This is a genomic window from uncultured Campylobacter sp. (assembly GCF_938045465.1).
Lineage (GTDB): Bacteria > Campylobacterota > Campylobacteria > Campylobacterales > Campylobacteraceae > Campylobacter_B.
The window spans coordinates 1-10,287 of the sequence record NZ_CALIBF010000169.1 but is presented as its reverse complement, the minus strand read 5'-3'; the positions used below and the strand labels follow the sequence as shown (position 1 = coordinate 10,287).

The window sequence follows — 10,287 nt, the reverse complement described above, 5'->3', positions numbered from 1 at the left end:
CTGCTCGGCCATGGCAGCGGCGGGGGGAATTTTACGCTAGCGCGCTAGCTGAAATTTTAAAATTCTAAATTACGTCGAGCTTCCGTCGTATGAAAAAATTCCACTAGAAGTAAAATTTAAAACATTAAAACCCCATAGCGGTGCAAATTCCAAATCATTAGAATTTTACGACATCACAAAATCTCGGGCATCAAAATTCCCTTACGGTGCATTATGCCACGATGCAAAATTTTAAAATTTAGCGCAATCGCGAGCCGTAAAATTCTATAAAATTCTGCGTGATTTCAAAGCCTAGCCAAAATTTAAAGATAAATTTCATAAATCCATAAAGCCTCGGCAAGCTGCGAAATCCGGGCGAAATTTCAAAATTATTATTCTGAAATTTGGGCCCCACCTATCTAAAGTCTAGCCGATTTACCCGAACGGAAATACGCCGCGATCGCAAGAGCTATCATCGAAGCGATCATCACGTACGCCCAGCCCGGCACCGGAATGCGCTCGCCGCTAGCGTAAGAGTGCATGCCGCTTAGGTAGAAATTTACACCAAAATAGGTCATTATGACGCTAAAATACGCAAACATCGAGGCTACGGCAAAGGCGAATTGATTATTGAGCTTAGGCATAAACCTAAAATGCACGACCACCGCGTAGATAAAAATCGTAATGAGCGCCCAGGTCTCCTTCGGATCCCAGCCCCAGTAGCGCCCCCAGCTTTCGTTTGCCCACACGCCACCTAGGAAGTTGCCCACCGTCAGCAAACAAAGACCTAGGATCATCGACATTTCGTTGATATGCGTAGCCTCTGCGATATTGCGCGCGATCTCCGGGTTTTTCTTATCGAATAAAAACATCACGAGGGTGAAAATTCCAAGTAGCATGCAAAGCCCCAAAAATCCGTAGCTTGCTGTGATTACCGAGACGTGAATCGTAAGCCAGTGCGATTTTAGAACCGGCTGGAGATTGGTGATCTGCGGATCGATGTCGCTAAGATGCGCCACCATCAGCGTTATGCCTGCCATTATTGACGTTAGCGCCAACGAGATTGCAGATTTGCGCGAGAAAAATATTCCGCTTAGCGACAGCGCCCACGCGATATAGATGAGCGATTCGTAGGAGTTACTCCACGGCGCGTGCCCCGAGACGTAGCCGCGCAGCGCAAGACCCGCGGTATGCGCTATAAAAGCGATGATATTTACGACGTAAACTAGCTTAAACGCGCCGCCTAAGCGAAGAGCGGGCTTCATCATTCGCAAAAAGATAAAGATCAGAAGCAAAAATCCCGAAATAGTGTAGATCGGAAAGAGGCGAGAAAAAATTTTAGCCTTATTAAATAAAATTTCATATTTTATCGCGCTCTCGCTAGGCATTAAATTTGCTCCGTTTTGCGCTTGGTATTTTTTGACGTAGCTTAGCATCTTTTCCGCGCCACTCCAATCCCCGCTTTCTTGGGCATAGACCACGGACGAAACGAATATTCCCATCATCTTTTTAACTTCAGTTGATTCATTTTGATCCAGTGCATCGCCTAGATATAGCGGCGAAAGCCACTCGTTATTTTTAGCGTTCTTAACCGGAATAATTCTAAAATAATCCCCCATAAACGCCGAGTAAAAGACGTTTACGCGCTCATTTACCTTGATGATCTCTTTATCTAGCACGCCGCGATTGCCCAGAGGCTTGCGGTTGATCTCCTCGACCATTTTATCGAGCTTGTAGTAGCTCTCGCCGCCTTTAAATTCAAAAAAATCCATCATACTGGCGTGGCTTTGCTTCTCATCCATACCTAGAATTTTTTTAAGCTCCGGCTCGCTAACCTTGATGATTGGCGCACGCCTCCAGTAGCTTTGATTTAGCATAAACGAAAGCGCAGCGGCGTTATGGTTTAAAATTTCGCCATTTGGCGCCTTGTAGTTGTCGGCACGGTAAATTTTATTTAAAAGCTCCCTAGAAACTGTATCAAAAGGCTCCATTCGCCCATCAAATCCCTGAATTACGAGGCTTGCTAAATCCTCACTAAATTTAGGATCAAATTTCGGCACGGCTAGCTCGCCTCCCATAGTAGAAAAATTATGCGGTGGGACGGAGTCTTGCTCCGCTGCAGATTCTTGCGAAGCGGAGCTTTGATTGGAATTTTCAACGGCGGAATTTTGCACGGAATTTTGCGAAGCGGGATCTTGCACGCTAGCCGAACTTTGCGGCGCTGAATTTTGCGAAATAGAATTTTGAGTCGTGGAGTTTTGTTCGGCATTTGCTGTGCTAGGATACAATGCAGCCAAGCTCAAAGCCAATGCGCCTACTAATGCTAATGCCGCGCCTTTAGTACCGCGTCGCGATTTTTTGGCGCGTTTTGACGCAGAGTTTTCTGCGGAGCTTGCGGGCACCGAGCTAGACGCGGAATTTTTAGAATTTACATCTTTTTCTCGAGCAAGATGCGTATTTTCGCTGATTAAGCGCGAGAGCTTGAAAAAGCGCGAGCCTCGGTTGAAAAAGTTAAAAAACATCCCCACGCAAAGCAAAAAATAGCCGATGTAAGTTGGAACTTTGCCGGGGTCTTTATTGACCGAAAGCACGGTGCCGCGCTCATCCGTGTCGTATGAGCTTTGGAAAAATCGGTATCCGCCGTAATCGAGCACGTGATTCATAAAAATATCATAATCAAAGCTCGTATTGCCGTCTTTTAGCGTGATTTCGCTTTTATATCCGGAGGGCGAATTGGTGCCTGGATAGCGATCCATCACGAAGTCGCGAAGCGCGATTTTAAAAGGCAGATGAAGCATCTTTGGCGCCAAGGCTACGATGAAATTCTTATCTCCCACCTTGTAGCTAGCGCCATGCGAATCCCTAGGTACGTAGATTTCGCGATTCTGCCCCGCAAAGCTTAGCGTAGCTACTACGCCGGGCTCACCCGGTAAATTCGCAGCTACCGGGACGAATTTCTCGACCGCGGAGCTAAGCAGGCTAACGGGAGCGAAATTTATTCCGTCGAAGCTGTAAAGCAAGAGATTGCCTAGCGGATTATCCTCGTTTTTCTTAAGCGGCGCAGTGCTCATATCAGCCATTTTAGTGGCGTTTATATCAAGACTTGAGTTTAGATAAAATTTGCCGTCTTTGGATTTTATGTAGATGAAATTCTTACTTTTAGGCTCTGCGTTAAAAGTGATACTAAGCTCGCCTATATCCATGCTTTCGCCTGATTGCAAGGAGACGTTTTGGCTGCCAATGTTGTTGGAAAATAATAACTCCACGCGCGCAGGAGCCTGTCCGGTCGGATCTTGCACCCATTTTAGCTCGCCGTGTTCTATTAGCTCTTTAAATTTTAAATTTGCGATTCTGCCCTCTACGTCTAGATTGAGATCGAAGTTCATCCGTCCTGCGCCGTTTAAAAATTTGCTCTCGTCAGCAGATATAAACTCGCCGTCACTGCCTAAAGTAAGGAGCTGAACGACCTCGTCTTTAGTCGTTACGATCGAGCTTTCGCCGCCCTCTCTTATATGGATATTGCCCTCAAAGCCGAAATATCTAGTCAAAATCGCTCCAACAAGCATAAACAAAAAGCTCGCGTGAAAGATTAGCGCAGGCAGCGTGCGAAGCTTAATCATGCGGTAGCGATAGATATTGTAGGTTAAATTTACTCCCAAAAGCACCATCAGCGCGCCAAACCACGCAGTAGAATAAACCATCGCCCAAGCTACTTCCGTGCCGTAAGCGGTCTCTACGAAAGTGGCGATCGCACAGGCTAGCGCCAAAATCAGTAGCATCACTGACGCGCACTCCATACTAAAAAATGTCTTCATTGATTTCCTTTAGATTTACGAGGGTTTTCAAAATCGCGAGATTTTAGCAAAAATTGCTTAATTTTTCATTTTACGACTTGCAAGCGCACGCCTACTAGCGTAGCGCGAATATGCGTTAAGATGCTTTGATAAAGCGGTAAAATTCTCATCTTAGGCATTCGCGCAGGAATTTAACGGTGCGGATAAAATTTTATAAAATGCTGCGGAATTTGGCGAAATTCTATTAAATTTCGTGCGTCATCTCATCACATAATTTCTAATTTAGAATTCCGCTGCGATAAAATTTTATCTTTGCGGAATTCCTTATTATTATTTTTTGCCTTGGGTATATGCTAGCTCGCACACGTCGCCCACGGCTTGGTGGCACGGGATCGCCGAGATCGAGTTATTAGGCGAGCCATCGATCACTTTGTCTGAATAAACCAAATAGATTATCGAGCCCTGCACTGCGTCATAAAGCCTAACTACGTGGGTCTTTTTGAAGATCAACGAACTGCGTTTTTTAAAAATATCCTCTTTTTTCAACTCCTCTTTGATGATGATTTTAGGCGCTGTCTGCACGCACGACACAGAGGCTTCGGAGCGGTCCTCCTCCACGCCGATGATCTCTTTGGCACCGCCTTTTTTGGCGTAAGAGACGTAGCAGGTCACGCCGTCGATCTTAGGATCTTTAACCGCGATAACTTCGATGCGATCGTCTTTGCCAAAAATTCTAAACGAAGTATTTACGCTACCTACGAGCTCGTAATCGCCCGCGCAAGCAAAAGCCGCTAAAATCGCTACTAGAATAAATTTTTTCATAACCATCCTTTGGAATTTTAGCGGCGATTTTATCATTTATAATATAAATATTAAGCAAGTTTTTATAAAATACCGCGATTTAAATTTAAAGGAATTTTATGATCGAAGATATCTTTAGAGAATACGATATTCGCGGCATCGTGGGCGAGGAGCTAAACGAGCGCAGCGTAAAAGCGATCGGCTTCGCGCTTGGTAAACATATCGCAAATCTCGGGCTTGAGCGCGTTAGCGTGGGATACGACGCCCGTCTTAGCGCGGATGAGCTTTTTGGCTATTTCGTAAGCGGGCTAAATTTCGCCGGGTTGCGGGTTTATAATATCGGCTTGCTACCGACGCCGGTGGGCTATTTTAGCGTATTTACGCATAAATTTGACGCAAACGTAATGATTACCGGCTCGCACAATCCCAAAAATTACAACGGCTTTAAGATCACGATCGGCACGGATAGCTTCTTTGGCTCGGATTTGAAACGCCTAGGTGCGCAGGTGCGGGAGCTGATGAGTTCAAATTTTGGAATTCCAACCGATATAAGCACTCAGAAGTACGACATCTTAAGCGAGTATCTAGCATATTTTGAGAAGGAATTTGCGGCTCTTAAGGGCTTTGCCGCGCCTTTTATCATCGACTGCGCAAACGGCGCCGCTGGTGTTACGACTACTAAAATCGTCGAAAGGCTAGAGCTAAACGCTAAAGTTTTATTTCCACAGCCAGACGGTAATTTCCCAAACCACCACCCAGACCCCAGCGAGGAGAAAAATTTAGCTGATCTTAAAGCTGCGATGAAGCAAGACGGCGTGAGCTTGGGTTTCGGTTTTGACGGAGACGCCGATAGGATCGCCGTGCTAACTCCGCGCCGCAACATCAAAGGCGATGAGCTAGCCTGCCTGCTTACTCTAAATATGACCCATCCGCGCATCCTAGGCGAGGTCAAATGCTCGCAGGCGATGTACGATACCATCGATAAGATCGGCAAAAGTTTCATGGGCAAGACCGGCCACAGCAATATCAAGAAGGCGATGAAGGAGCTCGGTATCGATCTTGCCGCGGAGGTTAGCGGGCATATTTATTTTAAGGAGCGATATTTCGGCTTTGATGACGGCGTATATGCGATGATGCGCGTGCTTGAGCTCGTAGCTAAAGGATATGATTTAGACGCCGAACTAGACAAGCTGCCGCGAGTTTTTAGCACCGACGAGATTAAATTTAATACGAGCGAGGAGGCAAAATTTAAGATTATCGAGGCTCTTAAAGCTCAAATCCACGCAGGTATCGCGGAGCTACCGCCCATCCGCGATATTATCGAGATCGACGGCATCAGAGTGCGGTTTGATGACGGCTGGGCGCTCGTACGGGCAAGCAACACTACGCCTGTGATCGTAACTCGCTTCGAGGCCTCTAGCCCTGAGTTTCGCGACGAGATGCAGCGCGTATTTTTAGGTAAACTAGAAAATTTAAAGGACCAGAGATGAACGAATCTGAAAAGCAAGAGGTTGAGAAAAATATAAAAGAGCTTTTGGCTGCGAGAGCGGAATTTTTTAAATTCTTAGATGAGCGCGTGCCAAAAATCGCGGATACCGACGTATTTGATTTCGAGCGCGCAGGTGAGGCTAGCTTGAAAGAAGTTTATGCGAAATTCTACGGCTACGATTACGCCGCGCGCAAGCTGCTGCCATATTTATACCGCACTTATGGGCTAAATTTCGATGTCTGAGATCATCTTAGATCGCGCCGCTTATGCGCACAATCTAGCGCAAATCGCCGCCAAAGTAGGTGAAGCGGAGCGAGTATTTTTGGTAGCCAAGGATAATTCATACGGCCATGGCTGCAGGCTTTGCTGCGAGGAAGCGGCAAAGCTAGGCTTCGTACGCGCCGTAACGCGAAGTGTTGCGGAAGCCGCGCAGATAGCGGATTTATTTGATGAAATTTTAGTGCTCTCGCACATTCCGCGCGGGGACGAGGATGAGCGGTTTTGCTACGCAGTAAATGATCTGAGCTACTTCTCACGTCTTAAACGAGGGCTTAAAATTTATATCGCTGCAGATACTGCTATGCACCGCAACGGCATTGTTGCGAGCGAGCTAGATGAGGCGCTTAGGCTATGCAAGGCGGGTGGATTTAAGCTTCGTGGCTTTTTCACACACTTTCGCGCAAGCGACGAGCTAAGCGGCGATTTTTTCGCGCAGAGGCAAAATTTTATAGAATTTAAGCGTTTCGCGGGGCACAAAGCCGCCGCCGCGGGCTTTGAAAATTTAAAATTTCATTCGAGCAACTCCGCAGCTATCGAGCGAAGTGCGGGCTTTGAGGACGAATATGTACGCATAGGTATGGCGCAGTTCGGCTATCCTCAGTTTGACGAGAGCCTAAATTTACGCCCTGTGCTAAAGCTCTATGCCGATCTGATCAGCTCGCGCGTGCTGAAAAAAGGCGAGCGCGTGGGCTACGGCGCGAAATTTGAAGCGCCACGCGATATGAAGATCGGCACCTACGATCTGGGCTACGCCGACGGGCTATTTCGCTACGACGGTGAGGGCGAGCTAGCGCTTGCAAACGGGCAAAAAATGCTAGGAAAAATGTCAATGGATAGTTTCTGCGCGGAATTCGGCGGAGAGCGAGTTTGCGTGCTGGACGACGCGCGGATTTGGGCAAAACACTTCGGCACGATCGAATATGAAATTTTAGTCAAATTAAATTCCAACATCCCAAGGAGATTTCAATGAAAGAGCTGCAAGGAGAAAATAACGAGCGTATAAGTTACGACGATAAAGGCTTATCTGCGCGAGGCGAGAGCTTTGGCGGAGGAGAGTATCCGCGCCAAAAAGGAGGGCTTCATATCTTAATCAAAGCTCTAATCGTCTTAGTGATTGCGGCGATTGCGTTTGCGATATTTGCAGTGCCGGTTTACAATAAACTCGTAAGCAAAGATGAAGAGGTTAAGGCTGCGTGGAGCCAGGTACAAAACCAATATCAGCGCCGCGCCGACTTGATTCCAAATTTCGTAGAAACCGTCAAGGGCTACGCAAGCCATGAAAAAGATACCTTAGAAGGCGTCATAAATGCCCGCGCTAAGGCAACCGCTGTCAATATCAATGCAGAAAGTTTAGCGCAAGATCCGGAGGCGTTTGCGAAATTTAACGGCGCTCAAGGCGAGCTTAGTTCAGCCCTATCGCGCTTGATGCTGGTAGTCGAGCGCTATCCGGATCTCAAGGCAAATCAGAATTTCGCCGACTTGCAAAATCAGCTCGAAGGCACGGAAAACCGCATCGCCGTAGCGCGCAAGGACTACATCGCCTCGGTGCAGGAATACAACAAGCTAATTAGAACCTTTCCTACAAACATTATCGCGCGCATCGTAGGACTAGGCGGCGCCAAACCTAGCTTTAGCGCTGATAGCTCAAGCCAAAAAGCCCCTAGCGTCTCGTTTAAATAACGCTAAAGGCGGCAAATGCTAAGCGAGCAGTGCAAGCAAAAAATCCACGAGCTAATCACGAAAGCCGAAGCTGCAAGTGGTGCGCAGATCGTCTGCGTGGTCGCGCGCGAAGCAAGCGAGGACTGCGAAGCTAGCTATAGCGCGGCGGCAGTGACGGCGTTTGCGATCGGCATCGTTCTGTGCTTCGTGCCGCAAATAAGCAAAGCTGAGCTACTGCAGATCGTAGCGCTCAGCTTCATAGCGATTAAAGCTCTGCTAGCTAAATGCCCCACGCTTTTAACTCTAATCACGCCTAAATCTCGCAGACTTCGGCTCTCGGGCGAGTTTGCGATGCAAAAATTTTACGAGCGTTACGGCAGCGTAAAAGAAGCGATAATGTTTTGCGTCTGCGTCCGCGAGCACTGCGCTCATATCATCTGCGGCGCGCAAGCGGCGGAGTTTATCTCTAAGGTTGAGTTTGAACGTATCACGACAGAATTTAACCCCAGCACGCAAGGTCTTGAGCCTGCCGTTTTAAAGGCGATGGACGCGCTGTGCGAGCTAGCCAAGAGGGTGCCTAAAAATAGCGAAAATAACGAGATAGAAGAGACCTTGGTGGAGCTGCGATGAGAGTGGCTTGTAGATTTGCTTTTTCCCTAATGGCGCTATTTGTAATAAGCGTCGCCGCACCTAGCGAGTATCTAGCCCATCCAAACGGCACCGCCGTAATTGATGAGGCTAGCATTTTACGCCCAGCCGCGAGAGAGAGTCTGAATGAAATTTTAACGACTTTCGATAAAAATTCCACAAACCAGATCATGTTCATAAGCCTAAAATCGCTCGGCGGCTACTCTATCGAGGAAATCGGCGTAGAGCAGGCGCGCGCTCTTGGTATCGGGCAAAAAGGGCGCGACAACGGCGTACTGCTGCTTGTCGCTCCACACGAGCATAAAGTGCGTATCGAGGTCGGATACGGGCTAGAGGGCGTGCTAACCGATATGCGCGCCAAGCGTATCATCAGCAATAAAATTCTGCCCTATTTTAGGCAGGGAGATTATGAAAGTGGCGTCATTAGCGGGATTTCGGCGATCATCAGCACGATCGAAGGCGGCGATATAAAATTTGATCCCCTTAACGCCAACGCGCAGCAGGATCCGAGCAACAAGGACTTTGCGATTTTCATGGTGCTTTTTGCAGTCTTGCTTTTTGCGATACTAAGCCGCCGCGTGAGGCGCCTCAGAAGAAGCGACGAGGATATAATCTCGAGTGCAGACATCATAAGCGAAATTGCGCGCTCATCGCGCATGAGAGGCGGCTCATCCGGAGATTTTGGCGAATTTAAAGGAAGTGGCGGTTTTAGCGGAGGCGGTTTCAGTGGGGGCGGCGGAAGCTTCGGCGGAGGCGGTGCTAGCGGAAGCTGGTAGCCACAGAAATTTTATCAAAATTCCAAATCGTAGAATTTTATCTAAATTTTAAAATTTCTAAATTCGGCTACTTGCGTAGAAAAACAGCACGAGCGGCTTGTCGTTGCCCTCGATCTTTAGCGTGCGCTCGGAGGGGTCGAACTTGGAGGCGAGCGAGGCGCCGTCGCTGCTTAGATGGTGCTTCCATCCGTCGCAGCCTGAGAGTAGCAGCGCGAACACGGCGGCAGCAACTTTTAGATTTAAAAATTTTATCATCTAAAATCCGTCCTTAAATCTGCTTTTAAAACTGCTAAATTCGCTTTTAAATTTGCGTTTGAAATTTTAAAATTTACGGCGCGATACCTGTCAGAATTTATGTCTCGATCCACTCCGAGGCGTATGTCGTAATAATCCATGCTTGGGTTCATGCCGTGACCTTTAACGAGATTTATGCATAATCCGCGCTAGAATTTATATCGTGGCATATATTTAAATTTAAGTCTCGATCTGCGTTAAAGTTTATGCTTTGGCATGTGCTGCAGCGATATGCTATAAAGCGTATGTCGCGATCCATGTCGTAATCCGCGCTAAAGTCTATGTAACGACTTGCCTCGCAATTTGTACTCGTAGCGTTTCGGTTTTTAAAATTTAGGCTTTTTAAATTTTTACCCACTCCGCTCGGTTTTGCAACGGTGCTTGATCTTTCTAGGCAAGCAGCTTCGGCGGGACGTGCGTAGCAAAGAGCCGCACCTGCTCGCGCGAGCCTTAAGCGAACCCGAAAATAGCGCGGGCGGGCGGTGAAATTTTTAAATTTTAATGCAGCTTCATTTTTCATCATACGGGCTAAATTTTACGCATCGGAATTCTGCGCGCCCGAATTTTT

The 10,287-nt window shown here is 47.4% G+C and carries 11 protein-coding genes; 6 read left to right on the top strand and 5 right to left on the bottom strand.

The annotated features are described in order from the left end of the window. Positions 1-398 precede the first annotated feature (398 nt). Positions 399-3,794, bottom strand: a complete 3,396-nt coding sequence (gene ccsA, locus Q0413_RS08290; RefSeq protein WP_298988499.1) for a cytochrome c biogenesis protein CcsA — start codon at positions 3,792-3,794, stop codon at positions 399-401. A gap of 309 nt (positions 3,795-4,103) precedes the next feature. Next, positions 4,104-4,595: a CreA family protein gene (locus Q0413_RS08285; protein ID WP_298988498.1), complete on the bottom strand. Its 492-nt coding sequence runs from the start codon at positions 4,593-4,595 to the stop codon at positions 4,104-4,106. A gap of 98 nt (positions 4,596-4,693) precedes the next feature. Here Q0413_RS08285 and Q0413_RS08280 point away from each other — a divergent pair, with 98 nt between their 5' ends. The 6 genes from Q0413_RS08280 to Q0413_RS08255 are packed head-to-tail and all read left to right on the top strand — an operon-like array spanning position 4,694 to position 9,425. Continuing rightward, a complete protein-coding gene (locus Q0413_RS08280) occupies positions 4,694-6,064 on the top strand; it encodes a phosphomannomutase/phosphoglucomutase (RefSeq protein WP_298988497.1) in 1,371 nt (456 codons plus the stop codon). Continuing rightward, a complete protein-coding gene (cmeU, locus tag Q0413_RS08275; RefSeq protein WP_298988496.1) occupies positions 6,061-6,306 on the top strand; it encodes a CmeU family protein in 246 nt (81 codons plus the stop codon). The genes Q0413_RS08280 and cmeU overlap by 4 nt, the downstream gene beginning before the upstream one ends. Beyond that, positions 6,299-7,312: an alanine racemase gene (locus tag Q0413_RS08270; RefSeq protein WP_298988495.1), complete on the top strand. Its 1,014-nt coding sequence runs from the start codon at positions 6,299-6,301 to the stop codon at positions 7,310-7,312. Before cmeU ends, Q0413_RS08270 begins: the two co-directional genes overlap by 8 nt. Next, positions 7,309-8,022, top strand: a complete 714-nt coding sequence (locus Q0413_RS08265) for a LemA family protein (RefSeq protein WP_298958635.1) — start codon at positions 7,309-7,311, stop codon at positions 8,020-8,022. The genes Q0413_RS08270 and Q0413_RS08265 overlap by 4 nt, the downstream gene beginning before the upstream one ends. Before the next feature lie 15 nt (positions 8,023-8,037). Beyond that, positions 8,038-8,631: a hypothetical protein gene (locus Q0413_RS08260; RefSeq protein ID WP_298988494.1), complete on the top strand. Its 594-nt coding sequence runs from the start codon at positions 8,038-8,040 to the stop codon at positions 8,629-8,631. Further along, positions 8,628-9,425, top strand: a complete 798-nt coding sequence (locus Q0413_RS08255) for a YgcG family protein (protein WP_298988493.1) — start codon at positions 8,628-8,630, stop codon at positions 9,423-9,425. The genes Q0413_RS08260 and Q0413_RS08255 overlap by 4 nt, the downstream gene beginning before the upstream one ends. A 57-nt stretch (positions 9,426-9,482) precedes the next feature. On the opposite strand, the gene Q0413_RS08250 is transcribed toward Q0413_RS08255, so the two are convergent. Genes Q0413_RS08250 through Q0413_RS08240 form a run of 3 tightly spaced genes read right to left on the bottom strand, consistent with a single transcriptional unit; the run spans position 9,483 to position 10,239 of the window. Beyond that, positions 9,483-9,680, bottom strand: a complete 198-nt coding sequence (locus tag Q0413_RS08250) for a hypothetical protein (protein ID WP_298988492.1) — start codon at positions 9,678-9,680, stop codon at positions 9,483-9,485. Next, a complete protein-coding gene (locus Q0413_RS08245) occupies positions 9,677-9,832 on the bottom strand; it encodes a hypothetical protein (protein ID WP_297945936.1) in 156 nt (51 codons plus the stop codon). The genes Q0413_RS08250 and Q0413_RS08245 overlap by 4 nt, the downstream gene beginning before the upstream one ends. A gap of 20 nt (positions 9,833-9,852) precedes the next feature. Next, a complete protein-coding gene (locus Q0413_RS08240) occupies positions 9,853-10,239 on the bottom strand; it encodes a hypothetical protein (protein WP_298988491.1) in 387 nt (128 codons plus the stop codon). Between the last annotated feature and the right edge of the window lie 48 nt (positions 10,240-10,287).

Excerpts from the sequence above, each read along its gene's own strand:
- cmeU (WP_298988496.1), top strand. The coding sequence starts at position 6,061 with ATGAACGAATCTGAAAAGCAAGAGGTTGAGAAAAATATAAAAGAGCTT.
- Q0413_RS08270 (WP_298988495.1), top strand. The coding sequence starts at position 6,299 with ATGTCTGAGATCATCTTAGATCGCGCCGCTTATGCGCACAATCTAGCG.
- Q0413_RS08250 (WP_298988492.1), bottom strand. The coding sequence starts at position 9,680 with ATGATAAAATTTTTAAATCTAAAAGTTGCTGCCGCCGTGTTCGCGCTG.
- Q0413_RS08240 (WP_298988491.1), bottom strand. The coding sequence starts at position 10,239 with ATGAAAAATGAAGCTGCATTAAAATTTAAAAATTTCACCGCCCGCCCG.
- Q0413_RS08285 (WP_298988498.1), bottom strand. The coding sequence starts at position 4,595 with ATGAAAAAATTTATTCTAGTAGCGATTTTAGCGGCTTTTGCTTGCGCG.
- Q0413_RS08255 (WP_298988493.1), top strand. The coding sequence starts at position 8,628 with ATGAGAGTGGCTTGTAGATTTGCTTTTTCCCTAATGGCGCTATTTGTA.
- Q0413_RS08280 (WP_298988497.1), top strand. The coding sequence starts at position 4,694 with ATGATCGAAGATATCTTTAGAGAATACGATATTCGCGGCATCGTGGGC.
- ccsA (WP_298988499.1), bottom strand. The coding sequence starts at position 3,794 with ATGAAGACATTTTTTAGTATGGAGTGCGCGTCAGTGATGCTACTGATT.
- Q0413_RS08265 (WP_298958635.1), top strand. The coding sequence starts at position 7,309 with ATGAAAGAGCTGCAAGGAGAAAATAACGAGCGTATAAGTTACGACGAT.
- Q0413_RS08260 (WP_298988494.1), top strand. The coding sequence starts at position 8,038 with ATGCTAAGCGAGCAGTGCAAGCAAAAAATCCACGAGCTAATCACGAAA.
- Q0413_RS08245 (WP_297945936.1), bottom strand. The coding sequence starts at position 9,832 with ATGAACCCAAGCATGGATTATTACGACATACGCCTCGGAGTGGATCGA.